Here is a 24,484-nt window from a genome sequence, read left to right as displayed (position 1 = left end):
CCGCGCTTCAGCGGAACGGGTTGGCCGTGGCGAACCACAGCCCGATGCCAGTGGCGATGATGAAGGCGCCGTCGAGCACGCCCACCAGCAGGAAGACCTTGGTCTGCAGGCTGTCCATCAGCTCGGGCTGGCGCGCCGAGGCTTCGAGGAATTTGCTGCCGAGCAGCCCCACGCCCAGGCAGGAGCCGATGGCGCCCAGGCCGATCATGTGGCCCACGGCGAGCGGAAGGAGGTCGATGCCGTTCATGCGGTGCAGTCCTTGCTAGGGTTGGCTTGCACGTATGCTGCGGGAACCCGATTCCACCGTCGATGACCTCGGAGGTCATGCCGAACCATGCTGATCCGCAACGTCACGCTCCCCGATGGCCGCACTGGCCTCGACGTGCTGGTGCACGCTGGCCGCATCGCCGCCATCGCGCCGAACCTGCCGGCTCCCGAGGGCGCGTCGGTGATCGACGGCCAGGGCCAGCTGCTCAGCCCGCCCTTCGTCGATGCCCACTTCCACATGGACGCGACGCTGAGTTTCGGTCTGCCGCGCGTGAACGCCAGCGGCACGCTGCTCGAAGGCATCGCGCTGTGGGGCGAGCTCAAGCCGCAGCTCACGCAGGAGGCGCTGGTCGAGCGCGCGCTGCAGTACTGCGACTGGGCGGTGGCCAAGGGTCTGCTGGCGATCCGCTCGCACGTCGATGTCTGCGACGACCGGTTGCTCGCCGTCGAGGCGCTGCTTCACGTGCGCGAGAAGGTGCGGCCCTACCTCGACCTGCAGCTCGTCGCATTCCCGCAGGACGGCGTGCTGCGCTCGCCCACCGCATTGGCCAACCTGAAACGCGCACTCGACAAGGGCGTCGACGTGGTCGGCGGCATCCCGCACTTCGAGCGCACGATGGCCGACGGGGCGGACAGCGTGAAGATCCTGTGCGAGCTCGCCGCCGAGCGCGGCCTGCGCGTCGACATGCACTGCGACGAGAGCGACGACCCGCTGAGCCGCCACATCGAGACGCTGGCCTTCCACACGCAGCGACTCGGCCTGCACGGCCGCGTCACCGGCTCGCACCTCACGTCCATGCACTCGATGGACAATTACTACGTGTCCAAGCTGCTGCCGCTGATGCGCGAGGCCGGCGTGCACGCGATCGCCAACCCGCTGATCAACATCACGCTGCAGGGCCGCCACGACACCTACCCGAAGCGGCGCGGCATGACGCGCGTGCCCGAGCTGTTGGCCGCGGGAATCAACGTCGGCTTCGGCCACGACTGCGTGATGGACCCCTGGTACTCGCTGGGCAGTGCCGACATGCTGGAGGTCGCGGCGATGGGCCTGCACGTGGCGCAGATGACCTCGCAGGCGCAGATGCGCGCCTGCTTCGACGCGGTGACGGTGAACAGCGCGAAGATCCTCGGCCTGGACGATCACGGCATCGAGGTCGGCAAGCCGGCCGACTTCGTGCTGCTGCAGGCACGCGACCCCATCGAGGCCATCCGCCTGCGCGCCACGCGGCTGCTGGTGGTGCGCCGCGGCCAGGTGATCGCACGCACGCCGCCGGCCACGGCGTCACTGGCGCTGCCCGGCCGGCCGGCGCAGGTCGATTGGCGTTTGCGCCGGGCCGGCGAACAGCCCCCTTCGCTAGAATGAATCGAACACAGGGACGGAAGAATCACAGCATGATGAAACTCATCGGCGCTCTCACCAGCCCCTACGTGCGCAAGGTGCGCATCGTGATGGCCGAGAAGAAGCTCGACTACCAGTTCGAACTCGAGGATGTCTGGAACGCCGAGGCCATCCTGAAGGCCAACCCGCTGGGCAAGGTGCCCTGCCTGGTGCTCGAAGGCGGCGAGGCGGTGTTCGATTCTCGCGTGATCGTCGAATACGTCGACACGCGCTCGCCGGTCAGCCGGCTGATCCCGGAAGGCAGCCGCGAGCGTACCGAGGTGCGCACCTGGGAGGCGCTGGCCGATGGCGTGCTGGACGCCGCCATCCTCGCGCGCCTGGAGGCCACCTGGGCCGGGCGCAGCGCCGAACAGCGCAGCCAGGCCTGGATCGACCGCCAGATGAGCCGCGTGCACGGTGCGCTGGCGGCCATGAGCACCGGCCTGGGCGACAAGCCCTGGTGCTCGGGCATCCACCTGTCGCTGGCCGACATCGCGGTCGGTTGTGCGCTGGGCTACCTCGACTTCCGCTTCCCGCACATCGCGTGGCGCGACCAGCACGCCAATCTGGCGAAGCTGGCCGAGAAGCTCAACGCGAGGCAGAGCTTCATCGACACGAGGCCGCCGACGGCCTGAGCCGCCGTTCGTTCAAGCCATCTGCAGCGTGAGGGTCGCCGTGCGGCGATCGAGCTGCATCTTGCGGTAGAGGGTTCGCACGCGCAGCGCCACTTCTCGCGTCGAGATGCGCAGGTCGCGGGCGATTTCGTGCGGCAGGAAGCCGTCACAGATCCACTGCAGCACCTGGCGCTCGACGCGGTCCGGGTGCAGCGGGTTCTCGTCGTCGAGGCGGTCGCTGCGCTTCCAGGCGGCGGCATCGAAATGCGCCTTCACCTGCCGCGCGATGCCCGGTGCCATCTCGGCGCCGCCGGACAGCGTCTGCTCAACGGCCGCGATCAGCGACTGCGGCGACTGGCCCTGCACGAAGTAGCCATCGGCACCGCGCACCAGCGCGTCGATCAGCTGCGAATCGTCCAGCGACATCGTCACCAACAGCGTCTTCGGCCGGCCGTAGCGCACGCTGGTCGAGATCTCGTCGACGAAGCCGGCCACCCAGCCGTCGGCGAGCTGCAGGTCTGACAGCACCAGATCGGCCTGCAGGGCGGGCAACTGGGTGCGTGCCTGGTCCATCGTGGCGACCCAGCCCACCGTCTGCAGCCCCGGCGTGGCATCGATGAGGCCGCGCATGCGCCCCGCTACCAGCGGGTCATTGATGAGCAGGAAGATGCGGGACATGGTGGCGGGAACTTGTTTCGGAATGTAGCCATTGTCGATGGCGCACGTTCGTGTCGCATCCCCGCAACCCGGTGGTGAGATCCCCCCGCTCTCGTGAAGCCCGCTTAAGTCCGCAGCACCCCGAAACTGCCCGCCTGGGCCATCGGCCAGTAGGTGCGAAACACCTGGTGCGGCATCTCGCCCGTCAGCAGCGCGCCGGGCTCGACGTAGGGCAGCAGGTTGGCCAGCAGCTTCACGCCGTGCTCGGAGTTGCGCCGCACGATGTGCGACGCGCTGATCTCGCCGGGGTGCTTCAGGCCGGCGGCCTGCACGAGTTCCTTCAGTGCATGCAGGGTCTGCTGATGGAAGTTGTAGACGCGCTCGCTCTTGGCCGGAACGACCAGCGCCTTCTGGCGCTGCGGGTCCTGCGTGGCCACGCCGGTCGGGCAGTGCCCCGTGTGGCAGTGCTGGGCCTGGATGCAGCCCAGCGCGAACATGAAGCCGCGCGCCGCGTTGCACCAGTCGGCACCGAGCGCCATCATGCGCGCGATGTCGAAGGCGCTGACCACCTTGCCGGCGCAGCCCAGCTTGACGCGCGAGCGCAGGTTGAGCCCGACCAGCGTGTTGTGCACCAGCAGCAGGCCTTCCTGCAGCGGCGCGCCGACGTGGTCGGTGAACTCCAGCGGCGCCGCGCCGGTGCCGCCCTCGGCGCCGTCGACGACGATGAAGTCCGGCACGATGCCGGTCTCGAGCATCGCCTTGGCGATGGCGAACCATTCCCAGGGGTGGCCGATGCACAGCTTGAAGCCGGTGGGCTTGCCGCCCGAGAGCTCGCGCAGCCGCTCGATGAAATGCATCATCTCCACCGGTGTGGAGAAGGCGCCGTGGCTGGCCGGCGAGACGCAGTCCACGCCCACCGCCACGCCGCGCGCCTCGGCGATCTCGGGCGTCACCTTCGGGCCGGGCAGCACGCCGCCATGGCCCGGCTTGGCGCCCTGGCTGAGCTTCAGCTCGATCATCTTCACCTGCTCGAGCCGTGCGTTCTCGGTGAAGCGCTCCTCGCTGAAGCGGCCGTCGGCGTGGCGGCAGCCGAAGTAGCCCGAGCCGATCTCCCAGATCAGGTCACCGCCGTTCTCGCGGTGGTAGCGGCTGATCGAGCCCTCGCCGGTGTCGTGCGCGAAGCCGCCGCGCCGTGCGCCTTCGTTGAGTGCCAGGATGGCGTTGGCCGACAGCGCGCCGAAGCTCATCGCTGAGATGTTGAAGACACTGGCACTGTAGGGCTGGGCGCGGCCTTCGCCGATGGTGACGCGGAAGTCGTGCGTGGCGATGGTCGTGGGTTGCAGCGAGTGGTTGATCCACTCGTAGCCGATCGCGGCGACGTCGAGTTGCGTGCCGAACGGCCGCTTGTCGGGCTGGCCCTTGGCGCGCTGGTAGACCAGCGAACGCTGCTGGCGCGAGAACGGCACCGTCTCGCGGTCGCTCTCGAAGAAGTACTGGCGGATCTCGGGCCGGATGAACTCGAGCATGAAGCGCAGGTGCCCCATCACCGGGTAGTTGCGCAGGATCGAGTGGTGCGCCTGCTGCGTGTCGCGCGCGCCCAGCAAGGTCAGGAAGAGGAACAGCAGCGCGAGCCAGCCGCCCGTGCCGAAGGCCACCCACGAGAAGGTGGACAGCATCAGCGCCACGGCGCAGAAGAGCCAGGCGCTGTAGCGCACCGGGAAATGCTGGTCGAGCCGTTTCAGCCAGGCGAACATGCGCACTCCTCACGACGGATCGCGGCGATGGTAGCCGCCGCGCGCGTGGCCCGTGCCGAGGAAAGCCCGGCTTTCCCGGCGCAGTTCAGGCGATGATCAAGCGACGGTCAGACGAAGAAGTCGCGCAGTTCGCGCGCCGTTTCGTCGGGCAGCTCTTCGGCGATGTAGTGGCCCGCCGGCATCACGTGGCCGCTGACCGCCGCGCTGCATTGCGCCTGCCACAGCGCCAGCGGATCGAACAGCGCGTGCACCACGCCGCGCTCGCCCCACAGCACCAGCGTGTCGCAGGCGATGCGCTGGCCGGCCGCGCGCGAGGCACGATCGTGCTCGAGGTCGATCGTGGCGGAGGCGCGGTAATCCTCGCAGACCGCGTGGATCGCTTCGGGGCGGCAGAAGCAGCGCTCGTATTCGGCCAGCGCTTCATCTTCCATGTAGCCGGTGCCCTTGGAACCCCAGCCGCCGAGCTTGGCGCGCTGGTAGAAGCGCGGGTCGGCGCCGATCATGCGTTCGGGCAGCGGGTGCGGCTGGATCAGGTGGAACCAGTGGTAGTAGGCGCTGGCGAAGCGCATGTCGGTGGCCTCGTACATGTCCAGCGTCGGCGCGATGTCCAGCAGCGCGAGCCTGCGCACCGCGCCGGCGTGGTCGAGCGCGAGACGGTGCGCCACTCGGGCGCCGCGGTCGTGGCCGGCGACGAAGTAGCGCTCGTGGCCGAGCGAGCGCATCAGCGCCGCCAGGTCGGCGGCCATCGCGCGCTTGCTGTAGTTGGCGTGGCCGGCCTCGCCGCGCGGCTTGTCGGAGTCGCCGTAGCCGCGCAGGTCGGGCAGCACGATGCGGAAGTGCGGCGCCAGTTGCTGCGCGACGCGGTGCCACATCGCATGCGTCTGCGGGAAGCCGTGCAGCATCAGCAGCGCCGGCGCATCGGCGCGGCCGCCGATGCGCGCATGCAGCTGCAGGCCGCCGACCTCGTGGAAGCCGGCCGTGAATCCGTCGAACCAGGGGCTGCTCATCGCGCAAGCATAGCGGCGGCAGGCGCGGCGATCACGCTCAGTCGGCGGCTGGGCGCTCCGAGCGCAGCCAGGTCCAGGCCACGCCGAGGCCCACGCTGCCGCCGGTGGTGCGGCGCACCAGAGGACTCTCGCGGTTGGCGGCGCCGGCCACGCTGTCCAGCCGCGCGAAACCGAACAGGCGCCAGTCGGGCGAGAGAGAGCGCGAGACCGTCAGCCCCAGCCGCGTGGCCAGCAAGCCGGAACGAGCCTCGTACGCCGGCCGTTCTGCGGTGGCATAGACCGGGTCGACCGCATAGAAGGTGCGCGACAGTCGCCGATCGGCGAACACCAGGCCGGCGCTGGCGCTGTAGGCCCAGCCGCCGGAACTGCGCCGCGCGTACTGCAGCTCGGGCTCGAAGCTCATGCCGCGGTGCCGAAAGTCGTCGCTGAGGTCGAACACGCCGCGCAGCGGCAGCTCGACGCGCCAGCGGCCGGCGCCAGGCGTCGGCGTGCCGCCGTCCAGCCGCCAGACCAGACGCGGGCCGAACTCGATCAGCGTGCCCAGGTCGGGCATGCCGCGCCGTGCCTCGATGTCGTCGGAGCGTGCGCCGAAGGCGCCTGAAACGCCGATGTCCACTTCGAACGCCGGCTGCTTCACCGCGCGCAGCCCGGCGCCGCCGCGGTCCACGCGCAGGAACTCGCCGCGGTACAGCGCATAGGGCAGGGCGATGCCGCGGTTGACCTGCTCGTCCGCGCCGGGGTAGGCCTGCTGGCTCACGGCAAAGGCGCCGGCGCCGATCTCCCACAGCGGCTCGGCGGGCTGGGCGAGGGCGGCCGGGGCGGCGAGGGCCGCGGCCAGCGCGGCGAACGTCGAACGCATAGGGGTACTCCTGTGATTCCAGCGCGCGACGGTAACCCAGGCGCGCAAGTCCCCTCGCGGCGACCCGGAATCCGGCCGCTGCGCGATCAGCCCAGCAGCCGCCGCAGCGCGACCGGCAGGGCCTCGAGGCGCTCGACCACGGCCACCTGTGCCGCGCCGAAGACGGCGCGTGCCGCGGCCGCCTGGGCACGGTCGGGGGCGATACAGGCCAGGCGCAGGCCCTGGCGCTGCGCATGGCGTGCGGCATGGCGCGCGTCCTCGGCGAGGTAGCGCGGGTCATGCACGTCGATGTCGTGGGCGATCGCATCGCTGAACACCAGCACCAGCTGCTCGCCGCCGCGCTGGCACGCCAGCCGGCGCGTCGCGTGGCGAAGCGCCGCGCCCAGGCGCGTCGAGCCGCTGCTGCGCAGGGCCGCCAGCCGCGCGCCCGCCTGCGGGTCCAGCGGCTCGCCGAAGGCATGCACCGATTGCCAGTGCACCGCGTGCCGCCCGTTCGAGGCGAAGCCGGCGATGGCCGTGCGCAGGCCCGCCGAAGCGAGGGCCCGCGCAGCTTGCCAGGCCATCGCGCAGGCGGCGCGCAGCTGGTCGCTGTCGCCCTCGGTCCAGGGCGTCGAGGTCGAGGCCGACTGATCGATCAGCAGGAGTGCATGGCCGAAGCGCCGGCCGCGCGAGCGGCCACGGTGCAGCCGCGCCTCCAGCGGCAGCCGTGCGCGCCGTGCGATGCGTGCGCGCAGCAGCGCATCGAGGTCGAGGCGCTCGCCTTCGTGCTCGGTGCGCCAAGGCCCGCGGGCCGGCCCCGCGGCCACGGCGCGCCGCAGCGCGGCGGGCGAGGGCGCCTGCGGGAGCGTGATCGCAGCGTTGACGCTGGCTTCGTCGCGCTGTTCGCGCACGCGGCACCACGCGGGGCGCAGCCGTGCGATCAGGCGGTCCCACTCCGGATGCGGTTCGCCGTCCGGGGCCGCTGGGGGCTCGTCGGCGCTGCGGCCCGGCGGCGGCGTCGCCGGTGCAGCGTCGGACCTCTCGTCGGCACCGGACGGCCACATCCAGCGGTGATCGTCGCGGTAACCCGGCCCCGGCAGGTAGCCCTTCGCATTGAACTGCAGCCGCATCTGGCCGAGGTCGTGGCCCAGCCGCGAGGCGATCTCGCGCAGGCCCTCGGCGCGCGGCTCGGCCAGCACCTCGCCGCGCGCGTCGAGGAAGAACAGCGCGCGACCCTTGCGCACCCAGGGGTGCGGATCGTCGTAGCCGGGGTCGGCGAGCGCGCGCGCCAGGCGCAGCAGCAGCGTTTCGACACCGTCGCCATCGGTGGGCAGCGCGGTGTGGAGCGGGCGCCACCAGCGTTGCAGGCCGGGCAGCTCGCGGCCGGCCAGCGTCTCGACGCGGGCGTCTTCGAGCACGCCGATGATCGCGCGCACGATGGGTCGCAACCCGCGCCCATCGAACACCTGCGGCGAGTAGACGAGGTGGGCGGCCGCATGCGCCGCCGCCGCGCGCTGCCAGGGCGAGTCGGCGCAGCCGGTGGGGGCGCTGCGCGGCAGATGGATGCTGCCGGCGGCCAGGTGCGGCACCTCGCCGTCGGCGATCACCGAGGCCTCCAGCCCCCACAGCGCGCGCAGCGTCTGCTGCAGTGACAGCAGCGCCGGTGCGGCCGACGGCGCGTCGACGTGCAGCCAATGCAGGGGCAGTGCCGAGCCCATGTCAGGCCTGCCCCTGGCCCAGAAGCCGCCTGATGTCAGAACGACGCATCCAGCGCCCCCAGCAACGCGTCGTGCACGCCGGGCTCGTCGCTCAGAGCGTCGACTACCGCCATGCGGCAGGCCCGCCGCGGCGCCACGCCCTGCACCGCCAGCACGGCGGCGTGCACCAGCATGCGTGTGGACGCGCCCTCGTCCAGGCCATGGCCCTGCAGGCGCCGCGTGCGCACGCCAAAGGCGACGATCGTGGCTGCCGTGTCAAGACCGAGCCCGGATTCGCGCGCCACGATCGTGGCCTCGGCCTCCGGTGCGGGATGGCGGAACTCGAGCGCGCAGAAGCGCTGCCGCGTCGAGGCCTTCATCTCGCGCGCCATCGGGCCGGGGTTGTAGGACACGACCAGCGAGAAGTCCGGGTGTGCGGCGAGCAGCTCGTTGCAGGCGGCGATCGGAAGCACGCGCCGCGTGTCGGCCAGCGGGTGGATCACCACCGTGGTGTCGGCACGCGCCTCGACCAGTTCGTCGAGATAGCACAGCGCGCCGTGCCGCGCGGCCAGCGCCAGCGGCCCGTCCTGCCAGCGCGTGCCGTCGGCGTCGAGCAGCCAGCGGCCCACCAGATCGGCGGCGCTCAGGTCCTCGTGGCAGGCCACGGTGACCAGCGGCTTGCCGAGCCGCCAGGCCATGTGCTCGACGAAGCGCGTCTTGCCGCAGCCCGTGGGGCCCTTGAGCAGCAGCGGCAGGCGCTTCGCGTAGGCCGCCTCGAACAGCGCGACTTCGTCGGCGACGCTCTGGTAGTACGGCTCGCTGCGGATGCGGTGGGCATCCATCGCGGCGCTCCTAACGATGCGCCAGCGTGGCCGGGTTCGGGATGCCCTCGATCGGCGCCTCTTCGGTGCCCACGGTGTCGCGCGTGATCGCCTCGACACGCTTGCGTGTGCCTTCGGGGTCGTTCACCCACTGGCTGTAGAACTCGTAGGGGCAGGCGGCCACGCCCTGGTCGCCCTCGCGCGAGTTGATCAGGCCGGTGTAGCCGCGGTGCAGCAGCTTGAAGAGGTGGTTCTCGCTCTGGCCGTTCTTGCGGAAGTCGCGGATCAGGCTCTTGGACAGGGCCGCGTACTGGATGCCCATGTCCTCCTCGCCGCATTCGCCGAGCGTGCGGCCGTCGAAACCGATGATCGCGCTGTGGCCGAAGTACGAGTACACGCCGTCGAAGCCGGCCGCGTTGGCCACCGCCACGTAGGTGTTGTTGGCGAAGGCCATGGCCTTGGAGATCATGATCTGCTGCTCCTTGGCCGGGTACATGTAGCCCTGGCAGCGCACGATCAGCTCGGCGCCCTTCATCGCGCAGTCGCGCCAGATCTCCGGGTAGTTGCCGTCGTCGCAGATGATGAGGCTGACCTTCAGGCCCTTGGGGCCCTCGCTGACATAGGTGCAGTTGCCCGGGTACCAGCCCTCGATGGGCACCCAGGGCATGATCTTGCGGTACTTCTGGATGATCTCGCCCTGGTCGTTCATCAGGATCAGCGTGTTGTAGGGCGCCTTGTTCGGGTGCTCCTCGTGGCGCTCGCCGGTCAGCGAGAACACGCCCCAGACCTTGGCCTTCCTGCAGGCCGCCGCGAAGATCGCCGTCTCCTCGCCGGGCACGGTGCTGGCGGTGTCGTACATCTCCTTCGAGTCGTACATGATCCCGTGCGTGCTGTACTCGGGGAAGATGACCAGGTCCATGCCCGGCAGGCCGAGCTTCATGCCGACGATCATGTCGGCGATCTGGCGCGCATTGGCCAGCACCTCCGCCTTGCTGTGCAGTCGCGGCATCTTGTAGTTGACGACGGCGACGCCGACGGTGTCCTTGCTGCTCGAGATGTCGCCGTGGTGCATGGCCCGCTCCGGTGGTCTGGGATGGGGCCATTGCAGCGAAGCGGCGCGCCCGGGCCAATACGTCGATTGACGTAGCATCGTGCGCATGAGGCTGCGTTGGATGCTCGTTGCCGTGGGGGCCATCGCGCTGAGCGCCGGCGCGTGCGCCTTCGACCTGCAAGGCCACCGCGGAGCGCGCGGCCTGGCGCCGGAAAACACGCTGGCCGCCTTCGAGCGCGCACTGGAGATCGGCGTCACCACGCTCGAGACCGACGTGCACCTGAGTGCCGACGGCATCCTGGTGATCAGCCACGACCCGCGCATCAATCCCGACCTGGCGCGCGATGCACAGGGCGCGTGGGTGAAGGCGCCGGGCCCGCTGCTGCGAGATCTCACGCTGGCGCAGATCCAGGCCTTCGACGTCGGCCGGCTGCAGCCCGGCACGGCCTATGCGCGCGGCTTTCCCTCGCAGCAACCGGTGGATGGGCAACGCATCCCGACGCTGGCTGCGCTGTTCCAGAAGGTGCGCGAGCTCGGTGCCGACGGCGTGCGGTTCAACATCGAGATCAAGATGAATCCGCACCGGCCCGAGGAAACGCCGGCTTTCGAACAGATCGTCGATGCGCTGCTGGCCTTGGTGAAACAGGCCGGCATGGAAGGGCGCGTCACGGTCCAGGGTTTCGACTGGCGGGCGCTGCAGCGTGTGCAGCAACGCGCGCCGGGCCTGCCCACCGCCTACCTGTCGGCGCAGACGCCGCGCTTCAATACGATCGCCGACGGCGCGTGGACCGCCGGCTTCGGCCTCGCCGAGCACGGCACGCTGCCGAAGATGGTGAAGGCGGCCGGCGGCACGATCTGGTCGCCGAACTTCGATGACCTGAACGCGCGCCTCGTCGACGAGGCACACGCGCTCGGCCTGCAGGTGATCCCGTGGACCGTCAACGAAAGTGCCGACATGGAGCGCCTGATCGGCTGGGGCGTCGATGGCCTGATCACCGACTACCCCGATCGCGCCCGCGCGGTGCTGCGCGCGCGCGGCCTGCCGCTGCCCGCGGCTCAGAAGAACTGATCAGGCCGGGCGCAGCGGCACGCACAGAAGGCAGCTGAATCGCCCCGTCTTCGGCTCGATGTCGCTGCCCCGGTCGTAGAGTTCGGCGCAAGGCCGGTCGTCGGGCTGGTAACCGCTGCCCGGCAGCCACTGCGCGAATACACGCTGCCAGGCGGCGTGGATCTCCCTGCCCGTGCCGTCGAAGCGGAGGCAGGCGTAGCGGCCACCGGCAATGGTCTGCACGCCGATCTCTCCCTCGGGCCGAAAGTGCTCGTCGACCTGCACGCAGGCGTCGTAGCGGCACCGCTCGGGCGCGGTGATGTCGGGGCTGTCCTGGCTCACGCCGAGCAGCAGGATGTCGGCGCGCTGCAGGCCACGCTGCCGCCGCCACGCGTCGAAGCGGAACCACATCTGTCCGATGGCCGGGCTTCCGTAGGGCCCCACGTGGCGCATGTAGGCCACGCGCAGGTCGGGCAGGGTTCGCAGTTCGATGTCCATCGCTTCTTCTCCGTCGGCATGGCGGTCTTGCCATGGGGACGCATCGTGCTGCAGCGCTTCGATGACGGCTTGATGTTGCTTGCCATGCGCTTGATGAATCTTGCGGAGTCGATCGCGATGCACCTGTGCCCACTCGCGCCAGGCGCCGCGCCGCCATGCGCTGGGCGTGACGCCGAAGCGGGCCTTGAACGCCCGCGTGAAGACCTCGGCCGAGGCGAAGCCGACGTCCAGTGCGATCGTCAGTGCGGCCTGCGACGGCAGGCACAGCAGCCGGCCCGCGGCCACTTCCAGCCGGCGTCGGCGCACCCGATCGGCGAGCGTCTCGCCGGTGACCGACTGGAAGACGCGGTGGAAGTGCCAGGGCGAGAAGTTCGCCACCGCCGCCAGCGTGCCCAGGTCGAGCACGTCGGCGAGGTGGGTGTCGATGTGGTCGAGCACCCGGTTGATGCGGGCGATGTAGGCGACGCGGTGCGACACGGCTCGCCCGCCAACCCGCGGCCGCGCCCGGTCAGGCGGCGGCGCGCTGCCCGGCGCCGGCGATGCGGTCGAGCGCCGCTTCGAGGTTCTGCACCGTGCGGTCGACGTGCTGCAGCTTCTCCAGGCCGAACAGGCCGAGGCGGAAGGTCTTGAAGTCGGGGCCTTCGTCGCACTGCAGCGGCACGCCCGAGGCCGATTGCAGGCCTTCGGCGAGGAAGCTCTTGCCGCTTTGCAGGCCGTCGTCGGTGGTGTAGCTGACCACCACGCCCGCGGCCTGGAAGCCCTCGGCCGCCACGCTCGGGAAGCCGCGGCGCACCAGCGTCGCGCGCACCTTGCGGCCGAGCTCGAGCTGCGCCGCGCGCAGCTTCTCGAAGCCGAGCGCCTTCGTCTCCAGCATCACGTCGCGCGTGCGCGTCAGCGCATCGGTCGGCATGGTGGTGTGGTACATGTGCGCGCCGCTCTCGTAGGTCTCCATGATCTGCAGCCACTTGCGCAGGTCGATGGCGAAGCTGCTGCTGGTGGTGGAGTCGATCGCGGTGCGGGCGCGCTCGCCGAGCATCACGAAGGCGCAGCAGGGCGAGCCGGTCCAGCCCTTCTGCGGCGCGCTGATGACCACGTCGACGCCGGTGGCCTTCATGTCCACCCACAACGCGCCGGAGGCGATGCAGTCGAGCACGAACAGGCCACCCACCTCGTGCGCGGCATCGGCCACGGCCTTCAGGTAGTCGTCGGGCAGCACCAGGCCGGCGGAGGTCTCGACGTGCGGTGCGAACACCACGGCCGGCTTTTCGCGGCGGATGGTCGCCACCACCTCGTCGATCGGCGCCGGCGCGAAGGGCATCTGCCGGCCCGCACCGGCGGTGCGCGCCTTCAGCACGGTGCTCGACGAAGGGATGCGTCCCATGTCGAAGATCTGCGTCCAGCGGTAGCTGAACCAGCCGTTGCGGATCACCAGCACCGGGCGGTCGGTGGCGAACTGGCGCGCCACCGCTTCCATGCCGTAGGTGCCGCTGCCCGGCACGACGACGGCCGAGCGGGCGTTGTAGACCTCCTTGAGCACGCCGGAGATGTCGCGCATCACACCCTGGAACTTGCGCGACATGTGGTTGACCGCGCGGTCGGTGTAGACCACCGAGTATTCGAGCAGGCCATCGGGGTCGACGTCGGGCAGCAATCCGGGCATGAGGGTCTCCGTGCGCAGGGCGCTTTTCGCTTTTGGGGCGGAAAGCTTAGCACCCTGCGCCCGGCGGCGCCCGCCGCCGGGTTTGCGGCCGATCAGGACCCGTTCAGTGGCTGATCATCCACGGCCGCTTGCTCGGGAAGGCCTTGGCACCGTTTGCCGCAGTGACCGTGGCGCCGCGCTTGCCGGTGGAACAGCAGCCGCAGCCGGCCGGGTGGCGCATAAGCGGGTAGCTGCCCGAGCTCTTCGGCTCGTGGCGGGCGCGCTCGTTGGTCTCCATCGCCCGGCGCGTCGAGCCTTCCATCAGCGCCAGCCGCGGCATCGCGGCGAACACCCGCGGCGAGGGCGTCGCGCAATCGGGGCAGGCGGCGGGCTCGTCGCGCTGCGTGAACGAGCGCAGCGCGTCGAAGCTGCCGCAGGCCGGGCAGGCGTAGTCGTAGGTCGGCATGCGGCAGCTCCTGCGCAGGTCAGAGGTCGGGGGACAGCGGCATCTGGATGCTGCCGTCGATGAACTTCGTCGGCCCGGCCGCGCTCGGGTTGATGTCGAAGTCGAAGATCGCGGTCGGCAGCCACAGCGTCGCGCAGGCGTTGGGCACGTCGACCACGCCGCTGATGTGCCCCTGCACCGGCGCCGTGCCGAGGATCGAATACGCCTGCGCCCCCGAGTAGCCGAACTTCTTCAGGTACTCGATCGCATTCAGGCAGGCCTGGCGGTACGCGACGTTCACGTCCAGGTAGTACTGCTTGCCGGATTCGTCGACGCTGATGCCCTCGAAGATCACGTAGTCGTCGTAGACCGGCTTGATCGGGCTGGGCTTGAAGATCGGGTTCTTGATGCCGTACTTGGCCATGCCGCCCTTGATCAGGCTGACCTTCATGTGCACCCAGCCGGCCATCTCGATCGCGCCGCAGAAGGTGATCTCGCCGTCGCCCTGGCTGAAGTGCAGGTCGCCCACCGACAGGCCCGCGCCATCGACGTAGACCGGGAAGAAGATCTTCGAGCCGCGCGACAGGTCCTTGATGTCGCAGTTGCCGCCGTGTTCGCGCGGCGGCACGGTGCGCGCGCCGGTGGCGGCGGCCTTCGCCTTCGCGTCACCGGTCAGCTTGCCCATGTGCGCGGTGCCGGCGAACGGCGGGTTGGCCAGGCCGCTGGTGGCCGGGTCGGAGTCGATCAGCGCCTGCTCGCGGGCGTTCCACATCTCCAGCATCTTCGGGTCCGGCAGGCAGCCGATCAGCCCGGGGTGGATCAGGCCGGCGTACTTCACGCCCGGCACGTGGCGCGAAGTGGTGAACATGCCGTGGAAGTCCCAGATCGACTTCTGCGCCTGCGGGAAGTGCTCGGTCAGGAAGCCGCCGCCGTTCTTCTTGCTGAAGAAGCCGTTGAAGCCCCACAGGCTGTCGTCCTTGGCGCCGATGTCCAGCAGGTCGACCACCAGCAGGTCGCCCGGCTCGGCACCCTTCACGCCCACCGGGCCGGAGAGGTAGTGCACCGTCGACAGGTCGATGTCGCGCACGTCGTCGGCGCTGTTGTTGTTCTTGATGAAGCCGCCGGTCCAGTCGTAGGTCTCGAGCACGAACTCGTCGCCCGGCTTGACCCAGCAGGCCATCGGGATGTCCGGGTGCCAGCGGTTGTGCACCATCTCGTTGGACGGTGCGGGCTTGGAAAGGTCGACCTTGATCAGGGTTTCGGGCATGGCTGTGCTCCTTGGCTGGGTGGTAATCGAAGTGGCGGACCGGGCGCCGAGCCGCCTCAAGCCCGGGCCGCGCCCCCGCGGGGGGCGGACGCCGTACTCGGCGGCCGGGGGCTGTCATTCATACGGACAGGTACTGCTTGATGTGGGCGGCGTCGGTGTCGGCGCGGCTGGTCTCGTGCACGAGCCGGCCGCCCTCGATGACGAACAGGCGATCCGCCACGTCCATCGCAAAGCTCAGCACCTGCTCGCTCACGACGATGGTGATCTCGCGCAGCTTGCGGATCTCGTTGAGCGCCTTCGCGATGTCCTTGATGATCGAGGGCTGGATGCCTTCGGTCGGCTCGTCGAGCAGCAGCACCTTCGGGTTGGTGACGAGCGCGCGGGCGATCGCCAGCTGCTGCTGCTGGCCGCCGGAGAGGTTGCCGCCCTTGCGGCGCTTCATGTCCCACAGCACTGGGAACAGCGCGTAGATCTCCTCGGGGATGCGCTTGTCCTTCGCGTTCTCCAGGCCGGTCTGGATGTTCTCCTCGACGGTCAGCGTCGGGAAGATCATGCGGCCCTGCGGCACGTAGGCGATGCCCTTGGCGACGCGGCGGTAGCTCTCGTCGTGGCTGATCTCGCTGCCGGCCACGGTGACCGAGCCGCTCTTCGTGGGCAGCACGCCCATCAGGCTCTTGAACAGCGTGGTCTTGCCCATGCCGTTGCGGCCCATGATGGCCACGGTCTCCTTCGAGGCCGCCTCGAACGAGATGCCGTGCAGCGCCTCGCTTTGCCCGTAGGCGACGAACAGGTCCTTCACGCTCAGCATCGGGGTCTCCTCAATGGCCCAGGTACACGTCGATGACCTTCGGGTCGTTCTGCACCTTCTCCATGGAGCCCTCGGCGAGGATCTTTCCCTGGTGCATCACGGTGACCTTGTGGGCGATCTGCTTGACGAAATCCATGTCGTGCTCGATCACGATCACCGAGCGGTTCTTGCAGATGCGCTGCAGCAGCGCGGCGGTGAGCTCGCGCTCGCGCGCGCTCATGCCGGCGATCGGCTCGTCGAGCATCAGCAGCTCGGGCTCCTGCATCAGCAGCATGCCGATCTCCAGCCACTGCTTCTGCCCGTGGCTGAGCAGCCCGGCTTCGGTGGGCAGCAACTCGGCCAGGCCCACTTCCTCGGCCACCACCTGCACGCGCGCCTTCACCTCGTCGTCGCACTTGAAGAAGAGGGCCCCCATCACCGAGCGGCCCTTCGGGAACGACACCTCGAGGTTCTGGAAGACCGTGAGGTTCTCGTAGATCGAGGGCGTCTGGAACTTGCGGCCGATGCCGCGGCGCACGCGGGTGTGCTCGGGCAGCTTCGTCAGCTCCTCGTTCTTGAACTTGATGCTGCCGGCGCTGGCCTTGGTCTTGCCGCAGATCAGGTCGAGCAGCGTGGTCTTGCCCGCGCCGTTCGGGCCGATGATCACGCGCAGCTCGTTCTTGTCGATGTACAGCGTCAGCGCGTCGATGGCCTTGAAGCCGTCGAAGGAGACGGTCAGGTCTTCCACGGCGAGGGCGAAGTCGGTGTTGCTCATGGGGCTCTCCTCAGGCCTGCTGGCTGCTCACGCCCGGGGGCAGGGTGGGCGGCGCGGCGGGCGCGGGTCTGGGGGCGTCGGGGTAGGCGGCCTGCGCGGCGGCCAGGGCCTGCTTCTGGCCGGCGCGCTGTGCCTGGCGCTTCGTCCACCACGGCTTGATGTGGCTCTCGAACAGCCCGGCCAGCCCGTTCGGGAAGGCCATGGTCACGCCGATGAACAGCGCCGCCATCAGGAACAGCCAGAGATCCGGAAAGGTCTCGGAGAACAGCGTCTTGCCGGCATTGACCAGCAGTGCGCCGACCACCGCGCCGACCAGGCTCATGCGGCCTCCGACAGCGGCGTAGATGACCATCTCGATCGACGGGACGATGCCGACGAACGAGGGCGACATGAAGCCGACCTGCAAGGCGAACATGGCGCCGCCGATGCCGGACAGCGCCGCGCCCAGGCAAAACACGGCGACCTTGAACATCGCCACGTCGTAGCCGGAGAAGCGCACCCGGTCTTCCTTGTCGCGCATGGCCAGCAGCAGCGTGCCGAGCTTGCTCCTCTGGATCCAGGCGCACAGCACGATGCTGGCGAGCAGGAGCCCCGAGCAGACGTAGTAGAGGATCAGGCGCGCCGAGTCGGTGCGGATGTCCCAGCCCAGCAGCGTCTTCAGGTCGGTCATGCCGTTGACGCCGCCGGTGTAGCCCTGCTGGCCGATGATCAGCACGGTGACGATCAGCGCCACCGCCTGCGTGATGATCGCGAAGTACACGCCGCCCACGCGCCGCTTGAACATCGCGTAGCTGATGATGAAGGCCAGCAGCGTGGGCACCGCGATCACCATGATCAGCGTCAGCGGCAGGCTCTTGAACGGCAGCCAGAACAGCGGCAGCTCGGTGAGCTGGTTCCAGTCCATGAAGTCGGGGATGCCCGGCGTCGACTGGATCTTCGTGCTGATCGGGTCGGACGCCTCGAGCTTGAGGAACATCGCCATCGCGTAGCCGCCCAGGCCGAAGAACACGCCCTGGCCGAGGCTGAGCACGCCGCCGTAGCCCCACACCATCACCAGGCCGACGGCGACGAAGGCATAGGTGAGGTACTTGCCCACCAGGTTGAGGCGGAAGGCATCGAGCGACAGCGGCAGGATCGCCAGCAGCAGCACCGCCAGCAGCATCGTGCTGCCCACGCCGGGGCGCGCGAGCCAGGTCTTGAGGGAATTCATGCAGGGTCTCCGGGAAGGTTGCGCATTCGGCTCAGCGGCGAACCCTCGATGCGAACAGGCCCTGCGGCCGCATCATCAGGATCAGCACGATCATCGACAGCGTCAGCACCTTGGCCATCGAGCCGCTCATGAAGAACTCGCTGATCGACTGCGTCTGCGCGATGCCGAAGGCCGAGGCCACGGTGCCCAGCAGGCTGGCCGCGCCGCCGAAGGTGACGACGAGGAAGGCGTCGACGATGTACAGCGACCCCGAGGTCGGGCCGGTCGAGCCGATGGTGGTGAAGGCCGCGCCCGCCACGCCGGCGATGCCGCAGCCGATGGCGAAGGTCAGGCGGTCCGTCTTGCTGGTGTTGATGCCCACCGCGTTGGCCATCTGCCGGTTCGCCACGGTGGCGCGAACGCGCAATCCCCAGCGGCTGCGGTACAGCGCGAGCATCACGGCGCCGGTGACGAAGGCGGTGAGCGCGAGAACGAACAGGCCGTTGATCGGGATGTCCAGGCCGGGGTGCGGGGCCCAGGAGCCGAGCAGCCAGTCGGGCAGCGTCGGGCTGACTTCCTTCGGGCCGATGCCGGTGCGGAACATCTGCTGGATCCCGAGGCTCAGGCCCCAGGTGGCCAGCAGCGTGTCCAGCGGGCGCTTGTAGAGGTGGCGGATCAGCGCCCACTCCACCAGCCAGCCGGCGATGAAGGCGAGCACGAAGGCCACGCCGATCGCCACCGGGAAGTAGTACGGAATGAAGCTCGGCGCGAACTTCTCGGAGAGCGTGGAGCCGAGGAAGATGGTGTAGGCGCCGATGGTCATGAACTCGCCATGCGCCATGTTGATCACGCCCATCTGGCCGAAGATGATCGCCAGGCCCAGGCCCATCAGCAGCAGCACCGAGAACAGACTCAGGCCTGCAAAACCCTGCATCAGGCCGATGTTGAGCATTTCCGAGAAGTTCACGATGCTGCTCCTGAAGTGGCTGCCGGGTTACTGGTATCCCTTGGGGAACGGATCGGGTTTGATCAATTCGGCCGACTCGGCCACCACCTTGAAGGTGGCGTCGGGCTGGCCCTGGCCGATGCGCGCCTTGCTCCACAGGTGGTGGTTGGCATCGAGCTTCACGTAGCCCTCGGGCGCCGTCTTCAGCTCGATGCCGGGCGAGGCCGCGACGACCTTGTCGACGTCGAAGCTGCCGGCCTTCTCGACCGCCGCCTTCCACAGCCAGGGGCCGAGGTAGCCGGCCTGCGTCACGTCGCCGATCACCGCGTCCTTGCCGTACTTGGCCTTGAAGGCGGCGACGAACTTCTTGTTGTTTTCGTTGTCCAGCGACTGGAAGTACTTCATCGACGAGTAGAAGCCGGTGAAGTTCTCGCCGCCCACGCCCGTCATCTCGTCCTCGGTGACCGACAGCGTCAGCAGGAACTGCTTGTCGCCGGTGATGCCCGCGGCCTTGAGCTGCTTGTAGAAGGCGACGTTGGAGCCGCCCACCACCGCGCAGAAGATGCAGTCGGGCTTGGCGACCTTGATCTTGTTGATCAGCGAGTTGAAGTTGGTGTTGCCCAGCGGGTAGTACTCCTCGCCGACCACCTTGCCGAGCTTGCCCACCGTCTCGATGTGCTTGCGCGCGATCTTCATCGAGGTGCGCGGCCAGATGTAGTCGGAGCCGACCAGGAAGTAGGTCTTGGCCTTCTTCTCCTTGGCGCCCCAGTCGAGGCTCCAGATGATCTGCTGGGTGGCTTCCTGGCCGGTGTAGATGACGTTCTTGCTCTGCTCCAGGCCTTCGTAGAAGGTCGGGTAGTACAGCAGGCCGTTCTCCTTCTCGAACACCGGCAGCACGGCCTTGCGCGAGGCGCTGGTCCAGCAGCCGAACACGGCGGCGACCTTGTCGTTGACGAGCAGCTTCTTGCTCTTCTCGGCGAAGGTCGGCCAGTCGGAGGCGCCGTCTTCCTTGATGACCTTGATCTTGCGGCCGAGGATGCCGCCCATCGCGTTGATCTGGTCGATGGCGAGCTGCTCGGCCTGGATCGAGCCGGTCTCGCTGATCGCCATCGTGCCGGTGGCCGAGTGCAGCTGGCCGACCGTCACCTCGGTGTCGGTGATGGCGAGCTTGGTGGTGTTCACCTTCGCGGTGGGGAACTGCTGCGCGAGCGCCCAGGCCGGGATGCCGGCGAGCGGCAGCGCGGCGGCGCCTTGCAGCAGGCGGCGGCGCTGCAGCGATTTCAGATCGGGGTCTTGGTCATGGGACATGCGGCTCTCCTGGAGGGGTGGGGACAAATCCGTGCGCGGGGCACCATCGCTGTGCAAGCTCTGGAGGCCTGGCCGCTTCCGGCATGTCGCCAAGGTACGAGAAGGGCTGCGCAGGCCGAATACGTCATTCGACGTAGCGGGCCGCGCAGCGCGGCGCGGCAGACTCGCGCGGCCGCCGGGACTGCTTCTTGCAAGACGGCATGGGCCGTCTTGGCCATCGAGGACCCGCATTGGCGCTCGCCCCGCAGAAGATCTTCCGCATCCGTCGCGACTACAACAGCTGGGTCGCCGACGAGACGCTGGAGGACTACGCCCTTCGCTACACGCCGCGGCACTTCCGCAAGTGGAGCGAGGCGCGCGTGGCCAACACCGCGTTCGGCGCCACGTCGTTCCTCGCGCTCGAGGCCATCGGCGGCGCCATCGCGCTGAGCTACGGCTTCACCAATGCGCTGTGGGCGATCCTGGTGGTCGGGCTGATCACCTTCCTCACCGGGCTGCCGATCAGCTACTACGCCGCCAAGTACGGGCTGGACATGGACCTGCTCACGCGCGGCGCGGGCTTCGGCTACCTCGGCTCCACGCTGACCTCGCTGGTCTACGCGAGCTTCACCTTCATCTTCTTCGCGCTCGAGGCGGCCATCCTCGCGCTGGCGCTGCAGATGTACACCGACTGGCCGCTGTCGATCTGCTACCTGATCGCCTCGCTCGGCGTGGTGCCGCTGGTGATGCACGGCATCACGCTGATCTCGCGCCTGCAGCTGTGGACGCAGCCGGTGTGGATCTTGCTGTTCCTGCTGCCCTACGCCGCGGTGCTGGCCAAGGACCCGGGCAAGTTCGCCGAGTTCGGCACGCTGGCCGGGCGCGTGTCGGGCAGTTCGGGATTCGACGCGCTGATGTTCGGCTCCGCGGCCACGGTGGCCTTCTCGCTCGTCGTGCAGATCGGCGAGCAGGTCGACTACCTGCGCTTCCTGCCGGAAAAGACGAAGAAGAATCGCGTGCGCTGGTGGACGGCGGTGCTGGTGGCCGGACCGGGCTGGATCGTGCCGGGCATGGTGAAGATGCTCGGCGGCGCCTTCCTCGCCTTCCTGGCGCTGCAGCAGCAGCTGCCGCCGGACAAGGCCGTCGAGCCCACGCACATGTACCTGGCGGGCTACGCCTACCTGTTCGACGACGCGCGCTGGGTGCTCGCCGCCACGGTGCTGTTCGTCATCGTCTCGCAGGTGAAGATCAACCTCACCAACGCCTACGCCGGCTCGCTGGCCTGGTCGAACTTCTTCGCGCGGCTCACGCATAGCCACCCGGGGCGCGTGGTCTGGCTGGTCTTCAACGTGCTCATCGCCGTGCTGTTGATGACGCTGGGCGTGTTCGAGGCGCTGGAGCGCGTGCTCGGCCTGTACAGCAACGTGGCGATCGCCTGGGTCGGCGCGCTGGTGGCCGACCTCGTCATCAACAAGCCGCTCGGCTGGAGCCCGAAGCACATCGAATTCAAGCGCGCGCACCTGTACGACATCAACCCGGTCGGCCTGGGCGCGATGCTCACCGCTGCCGTGCTCGCGGTGGTGGCCTACGCCGGCGCGATGGGCGAGGTGGCGCAGGCCTACGCGCCCTTCATCGCGTTGTTCGCCTCGATGGCGATCTCGCCGCTGCTGGCATGGTGGACGCGCGGCCGCTACTACCAGGCGCGGCCGGCGCCGACGCTGTGGAAGCCCGGCGAGTCGGTGCGCTGCTCGGTGTGCGAGAACCACTTCGAGTCGGAGGACATGGCGCAATGCCCGGCCTACGGCGCGCCGATCTGCTCGCTGTGCTGCACGCTCGAGTCGCGCTGCCACGATCGCTGCAAGACCGACTCGCGCGCGGCCGACCAGGTGCGCGCGGCGCTGGCGGCGGTGCTGCCGCAGCGCCTGAGCGCGCGCATCAACTTCCGCGTCGCGCACTACCTCGTCGTCGCCGTCTCGCTGATCACGTTGCTCGGCGTGATCCTCGGCGTCGTCTACGACCAGCAGACCGCGCTGCACGTGGCCGACGAGGCGGCCCTGGCCGGGCCCTTCCTGAAGGCCTTCGCGCTGCTCTCGCTGGTGGTGGCGGTGGGCGCCTGGTGGATGGTGCTGGGCAGCGAGAGCCGCCACATGGCCGAGGACGAATCGAACCGGCAGAACCTGCTGCTCACGCAGGAGATCGAGGCGCACCGCCGCACCGACGCCGCGCTGCAGGCCGCCAAGGAGCTGGCCGAGGCGGCCAACTCGGCGAAGACGCGCTACGTGACCGGCATGACGCACGAGTTACGCACGCCACTGAACAGCATCCTCGGCTACGCGCAGATCCTGCTCAAGGATGAGCAGGTGCGCGGCGAGCGGCGCGCCGCGGTCGACACCATCCGCCACAGCGGCGAGCACCTGCACGGCCTGATCGACGGGCTGCTCGATCTGGCGCGCATCGAGGCGGGAAAGCTGCGCCTGGATCCGGCGCCGCTGTCGACGCAGGAGTTCCTCGACGACCTGGCGCGCATGGTGGCGCCGCAGGCGGCGGCCAAGGGCCTGCACTTCGAGCTGCGCACCGAAGGCCGCGTGCCGCCCTTCGTGCGCGCCGACGCGCGGCGGCTGCGCCAGATCCTCATCAACCTGCTGGGCAACGCGGTGCGCTTCACCGACCGCGGCAGCATCACGCTGCTGCTCGACCACACCCGCGAGGTGGCGCGCTTCCAGGTCATCGACACCGGCATCGGCATCGCCGAACCCGACCTGGAGCGCATCTTCCTGCCTTTCGAGCGCGGCAGCGCCGGCCGGCGCACCGGCGACTCGGGCACGGGCCTGGGCCTGACGATCACCCACCTGCTGACGCAGCTGATGGGCGGCGAACTGACGGTGAAGAGCTCGCCCGGCCACGGCAGCACCTTCACCGTGCGCCTGTACCTGAGCGAGACCACCGAGCCGGCCGCGCCGCGCGGCGTGCCGCACCGGCCGGTGACCGGCTACATCGGCACGCGGCGCAACCTGCTGGTGGTCGACGACCAGCCGACGCAGCGCCAGATGCTCGCCGGCATGCTGCTGCCGTTGGGCTTTCGCATCCGCGAGGCCGCCACCGGCAACGAGTGCCTGGAAAGCGTGCTCGAGCAGCCGCCCGACGCCGTGCTGCTCGACATCTCGATGGACGACATGGACGGCTGGGAGACAGCGCGCCGCATCCGCGCCGCCGGCGTGGCCGATGTGCCGATCATCATGGTCTCGGCGAATGCCTTCGAGAACCAGAACGACAAGCTGGTCGCGGCCGGCTGCCAGGGTTTCGTCGACAAGCCGGTGATCGAGTCGGAGCTGCTCGCCGCGCTGCAGCGCCACCTGCAGCTCGAGTGGGTGGCCGAGCTCGCGGTGCCGAGCTGGGCGCCGGCGGCGTTGCCGCGCCCGGTGCGCCTGCCCGACGAGCATGCGCGCACGCTGGTGCGGCTGGCGCGCCTGGGCCACCGGCAGGGCCTGCTGCAGGCGCTCGAGGCGCTGGGGCAGCAGCACCCGGAATGCAGCGCGCAGGCGGCGATGCTGCGCGTGCTGGTCGATCGGTTCGCCTGGAACGAGCTGATCGACCAGCTCACCCGCGCGCTCGACGTCACCGACGCGGAGGCGCTGTGACGCGCGACGTGGTGCTCGTCGTCGACGACGTGCCGCAGTCAGTGGGCGCGCTGTGCAGCGAGCTCGAGGCCGAGGGCTACACCGTGCTGGTGGCGCCCGACGGGGCCTCGGCGCTCGAGCGGCTCGACCTCGTCACGCCCGACGCCATCCTCATGGACGCGCGCATGCCGGGGCTCGACGGCTTCGAGACCTGCCGCCGCATCAAGGCGCAGCCGGCCTGGGCGCATATCCCGGTGATCTTCATGACCGGCCTGTCGGAGACCTCGCACATCGTCGCCGGCTTCGATGCCGGCGGCGTCGACTACGTCGTCAAGCCGGTGCGTGCGCAGGAGGTGCTGGCGCGCCTGGCCACGCACGTGCGCAATGCGCGTGCGGCGCGGCTGGCGCGCGAGGCGGTCGACGTCGGCGGCATGGGCGTGCTGGTGGTCGACACGCGCGGCCGCCTGGCCTGGCGTTCGCCGCAGGCGCAGCGCTGGCTGGCCGAGTTCTTCCAGGATTCCAACGACGCGGCCTGCACCGAGTGGCTGCAGCTTGAAGGTGATGCCGACGCGGCGGCCGAGCTGGAGCGTGTGGCGCCCGACGGCCGCGCGCTGCTGGCCCGGCGCCTCGGCGCCGTGGGCCTGGGCGAGACGATGTGGCTGCTGCGCCTTCGCGGCGCCGGCGAGACGGCGCCCTCGAGGCTGGCCACCGCCTCGCTCACGCCGCGCGAGACCGAGGTGCTGTCGTGGATCGCCAAGGGCAAGACCAACCGCGACGTCGCCGAGATCCTCGGCATGAGCCCGCGCACGGTGAACAAGCACCTCGAGCATGTGTTCGAGAAGCTCGGCGTCGAGACGCGTGCGGCGGCCGCGGCGCTGGCCAGCCGTGAGCTCGGCTAG

The 24,484-nt window shown here is 69.5% G+C and carries 22 protein-coding genes; 5 read left to right on the top strand and 17 right to left on the bottom strand.

Going from position 1 to position 24,484, the window contains the following annotated elements:
* Window positions 1-7: 7 nt before the first annotated feature.
* Window positions 8-247: a F0F1 ATP synthase subunit C gene (gene atpE, locus HZ992_RS22090; RefSeq protein ID WP_209383941.1), complete on the bottom strand. Its 240-nt coding sequence runs from the start codon at window positions 245-247 to the stop codon at window positions 8-10.
* 87 nt (window positions 248-334) lie between these two features.
* Here atpE and HZ992_RS22085 point away from each other — a divergent pair, with 87 nt between their 5' ends.
* Together HZ992_RS22085 and HZ992_RS22080 are read left to right on the top strand one after the other, a co-directional pair.
* Window positions 335-1,633: an amidohydrolase family protein gene (locus HZ992_RS22085; protein WP_209383940.1), complete on the top strand. Its 1,299-nt coding sequence runs from the start codon at window positions 335-337 to the stop codon at window positions 1,631-1,633.
* Window positions 1,634-1,665: 32 nt separating this feature from the next.
* A complete protein-coding gene (locus tag HZ992_RS22080; RefSeq protein ID WP_209387270.1) occupies window positions 1,666-2,283 on the top strand; it encodes a glutathione S-transferase family protein in 618 nt (205 codons plus the stop codon).
* Window positions 2,284-2,295: 12 nt separating this feature from the next.
* Here the strand turns inward: HZ992_RS22080 and HZ992_RS22075 are convergent, their stop codons facing one another.
* The 7 genes from HZ992_RS22075 to HZ992_RS22045 form a co-directional block, all read right to left on the bottom strand.
* A complete protein-coding gene (locus tag HZ992_RS22075) occupies window positions 2,296-2,940 on the bottom strand; it encodes a LuxR C-terminal-related transcriptional regulator (protein ID WP_209383939.1) in 645 nt (214 codons plus the stop codon).
* Window positions 2,941-3,044: 104 nt separating this feature from the next.
* Window positions 3,045-4,673, bottom strand: coding sequence for an FMN-binding glutamate synthase family protein (locus HZ992_RS22070; RefSeq protein ID WP_209383938.1), 1,629 nt, complete (start codon window positions 4,671-4,673; stop codon window positions 3,045-3,047).
* Between the two features lie 107 nt (window positions 4,674-4,780).
* Window positions 4,781-5,680: an alpha/beta fold hydrolase gene (locus HZ992_RS22065; protein ID WP_209383937.1), complete on the bottom strand. Its 900-nt coding sequence runs from the start codon at window positions 5,678-5,680 to the stop codon at window positions 4,781-4,783.
* 37 nt (window positions 5,681-5,717) lie between these two features.
* Entirely contained in the window at window positions 5,718-6,539 is an 822-nt protein-coding gene (locus HZ992_RS22060; RefSeq protein WP_209383936.1) for a MipA/OmpV family protein, read from the bottom strand.
* A gap of 86 nt (window positions 6,540-6,625) precedes the next feature.
* Window positions 6,626-8,236 (bottom strand): vWA domain-containing protein, encoded by a 1,611-nt coding sequence (locus HZ992_RS22055; protein ID WP_209383935.1) that lies wholly within the window; start codon window positions 8,234-8,236, stop codon window positions 6,626-6,628.
* Between the two features lie 35 nt (window positions 8,237-8,271).
* Window positions 8,272-9,057 (bottom strand): CbbQ/NirQ/NorQ/GpvN family protein, encoded by a 786-nt coding sequence (locus tag HZ992_RS22050; RefSeq protein ID WP_209383934.1) that lies wholly within the window; start codon window positions 9,055-9,057, stop codon window positions 8,272-8,274.
* 10 nt (window positions 9,058-9,067) lie between these two features.
* Window positions 9,068-10,108 carry an aliphatic amidase gene (locus HZ992_RS22045; RefSeq protein ID WP_209383933.1) on the bottom strand — a complete coding sequence of 347 codons (1,041 nt, stop codon included), beginning with the start codon at window positions 10,106-10,108 and terminating at the stop codon, window positions 9,068-9,070.
* Between the two features lie 85 nt (window positions 10,109-10,193).
* Here HZ992_RS22045 and HZ992_RS22040 point away from each other — a divergent pair, with 85 nt between their 5' ends.
* On the top strand, window positions 10,194-11,156 hold the full coding sequence (locus HZ992_RS22040) for a glycerophosphodiester phosphodiesterase (protein ID WP_209383932.1): 963 nt from the start codon (window positions 10,194-10,196) through the stop codon (window positions 11,154-11,156).
* Here HZ992_RS22040 and HZ992_RS22035 read toward each other — a convergent pair whose 3' ends face one another.
* The 9 genes from HZ992_RS22035 to urtA form a co-directional block, all read right to left on the bottom strand.
* Window positions 11,157-12,110, bottom strand: a complete 954-nt coding sequence (locus HZ992_RS22035) for an AraC family transcriptional regulator (protein ID WP_245213185.1) — start codon at window positions 12,108-12,110, stop codon at window positions 11,157-11,159.
* Window positions 12,111-12,141: 31 nt separating this feature from the next.
* Complete coding sequence (locus HZ992_RS22030) at window positions 12,142-13,293, bottom strand: pyridoxal-phosphate-dependent aminotransferase family protein (RefSeq protein WP_209383931.1); 1,152 nt, start codon at window positions 13,291-13,293, stop codon at window positions 12,142-12,144.
* 103 nt (window positions 13,294-13,396) lie between these two features.
* Entirely contained in the window at window positions 13,397-13,738 is a 342-nt protein-coding gene (locus tag HZ992_RS22025) for an FmdB family zinc ribbon protein (RefSeq protein ID WP_209383930.1), read from the bottom strand.
* A 19-nt stretch (window positions 13,739-13,757) separates the two neighbouring features.
* A complete protein-coding gene (fmdA, locus tag HZ992_RS22020; RefSeq protein WP_209383929.1) occupies window positions 13,758-14,984 on the bottom strand; it encodes a formamidase in 1,227 nt (408 codons plus the stop codon).
* Between the two features lie 118 nt (window positions 14,985-15,102).
* Window positions 15,103-15,792, bottom strand: a complete 690-nt coding sequence (urtE, locus tag HZ992_RS22015) for an urea ABC transporter ATP-binding subunit UrtE (RefSeq protein ID WP_209383928.1) — start codon at window positions 15,790-15,792, stop codon at window positions 15,103-15,105.
* Window positions 15,793-15,802: 10 nt separating this feature from the next.
* Entirely contained in the window at window positions 15,803-16,546 is a 744-nt protein-coding gene (gene urtD / locus HZ992_RS22010; RefSeq protein WP_209383927.1) for an urea ABC transporter ATP-binding protein UrtD, read from the bottom strand.
* Between the two features lie 10 nt (window positions 16,547-16,556).
* Window positions 16,557-17,756, bottom strand: coding sequence for an urea ABC transporter permease subunit UrtC (gene urtC, locus HZ992_RS22005; protein WP_209383926.1), 1,200 nt, complete (start codon window positions 17,754-17,756; stop codon window positions 16,557-16,559).
* Window positions 17,757-17,787: 31 nt separating this feature from the next.
* Complete coding sequence (gene urtB / locus HZ992_RS22000; RefSeq protein WP_371816834.1) at window positions 17,788-18,687, bottom strand: urea ABC transporter permease subunit UrtB; 900 nt, start codon at window positions 18,685-18,687, stop codon at window positions 17,788-17,790.
* A gap of 42 nt (window positions 18,688-18,729) precedes the next feature.
* Entirely contained in the window at window positions 18,730-19,989 is a 1,260-nt protein-coding gene (gene urtA / locus HZ992_RS21995; protein WP_209383924.1) for an urea ABC transporter substrate-binding protein, read from the bottom strand.
* 200 nt (window positions 19,990-20,189) lie between these two features.
* Here urtA and HZ992_RS21990 point away from each other — a divergent pair, with 200 nt between their 5' ends.
* Both HZ992_RS21990 and HZ992_RS21985 read left to right on the top strand, forming a co-directional pair.
* Window positions 20,190-23,606, top strand: coding sequence for a hybrid sensor histidine kinase/response regulator (locus tag HZ992_RS21990; RefSeq protein ID WP_209383923.1), 3,417 nt, complete (start codon window positions 20,190-20,192; stop codon window positions 23,604-23,606).
* Window positions 23,603-24,484 (top strand): response regulator transcription factor, encoded by an 882-nt coding sequence (locus HZ992_RS21985; protein ID WP_245213174.1) that lies wholly within the window; start codon window positions 23,603-23,605, stop codon window positions 24,482-24,484. The genes HZ992_RS21990 and HZ992_RS21985 overlap by 4 nt, the downstream gene beginning before the upstream one ends.

Origin of the sequence: Rhizobacter sp. AJA081-3 (assembly GCF_017795745.1) — a bacterium.
GTDB lineage: Bacteria > Pseudomonadota > Gammaproteobacteria > Burkholderiales > Burkholderiaceae_C > Piscinibacter.
The sequence above is the reverse complement of the archived record's forward strand: the minus strand, read 5'-3'. Positions and strand labels throughout refer to the sequence as shown.

Excerpts from the sequence above, each read along its gene's own strand:
- atpE (WP_209383941.1), bottom strand. The coding sequence starts at position 247 with ATGAACGGCATCGACCTCCTTCCGCTCGCCGTGGGCCACATGATCGGC.
- HZ992_RS22085 (WP_209383940.1), top strand. The coding sequence starts at position 335 with ATGCTGATCCGCAACGTCACGCTCCCCGATGGCCGCACTGGCCTCGAC.
- HZ992_RS22080 (WP_209387270.1), top strand. The coding sequence starts at position 1,666 with ATGAAACTCATCGGCGCTCTCACCAGCCCCTACGTGCGCAAGGTGCGC.
- HZ992_RS22075 (WP_209383939.1), bottom strand. The coding sequence starts at position 2,940 with ATGTCCCGCATCTTCCTGCTCATCAATGACCCGCTGGTAGCGGGGCGC.
- HZ992_RS22070 (WP_209383938.1), bottom strand. The coding sequence starts at position 4,673 with ATGTTCGCCTGGCTGAAACGGCTCGACCAGCATTTCCCGGTGCGCTAC.
- HZ992_RS22065 (WP_209383937.1), bottom strand. The coding sequence starts at position 5,680 with ATGAGCAGCCCCTGGTTCGACGGATTCACGGCCGGCTTCCACGAGGTC.
- HZ992_RS22060 (WP_209383936.1), bottom strand. The coding sequence starts at position 6,539 with ATGCGTTCGACGTTCGCCGCGCTGGCCGCGGCCCTCGCCGCCCCGGCC.
- HZ992_RS22055 (WP_209383935.1), bottom strand. The coding sequence starts at position 8,236 with ATGGGCTCGGCACTGCCCCTGCATTGGCTGCACGTCGACGCGCCGTCG.
- HZ992_RS22050 (WP_209383934.1), bottom strand. The coding sequence starts at position 9,057 with ATGGATGCCCACCGCATCCGCAGCGAGCCGTACTACCAGAGCGTCGCC.
- HZ992_RS22045 (WP_209383933.1), bottom strand. The coding sequence starts at position 10,108 with ATGCACCACGGCGACATCTCGAGCAGCAAGGACACCGTCGGCGTCGCC.
- HZ992_RS22040 (WP_209383932.1), top strand. The coding sequence starts at position 10,194 with ATGAGGCTGCGTTGGATGCTCGTTGCCGTGGGGGCCATCGCGCTGAGC.
- HZ992_RS22030 (WP_209383931.1), bottom strand. The coding sequence starts at position 13,293 with ATGCCCGGATTGCTGCCCGACGTCGACCCCGATGGCCTGCTCGAATAC.
- HZ992_RS22025 (WP_209383930.1), bottom strand. The coding sequence starts at position 13,738 with ATGCCGACCTACGACTACGCCTGCCCGGCCTGCGGCAGCTTCGACGCG.
- fmdA (WP_209383929.1), bottom strand. The coding sequence starts at position 14,984 with ATGCCCGAAACCCTGATCAAGGTCGACCTTTCCAAGCCCGCACCGTCC.
- urtE (WP_209383928.1), bottom strand. The coding sequence starts at position 15,792 with ATGCTGAGCGTGAAGGACCTGTTCGTCGCCTACGGGCAAAGCGAGGCG.
- urtD (WP_209383927.1), bottom strand. The coding sequence starts at position 16,546 with ATGAGCAACACCGACTTCGCCCTCGCCGTGGAAGACCTGACCGTCTCC.
- urtC (WP_209383926.1), bottom strand. The coding sequence starts at position 17,756 with ATGAATTCCCTCAAGACCTGGCTCGCGCGCCCCGGCGTGGGCAGCACG.
- urtB (WP_371816834.1), bottom strand. The coding sequence starts at position 18,687 with ATGCTCAACATCGGCCTGATGCAGGGTTTTGCAGGCCTGAGTCTGTTC.
- urtA (WP_209383924.1), bottom strand. The coding sequence starts at position 19,989 with ATGTCCCATGACCAAGACCCCGATCTGAAATCGCTGCAGCGCCGCCGC.
- HZ992_RS21990 (WP_209383923.1), top strand. The coding sequence starts at position 20,190 with ATGGGCCGTCTTGGCCATCGAGGACCCGCATTGGCGCTCGCCCCGCAG.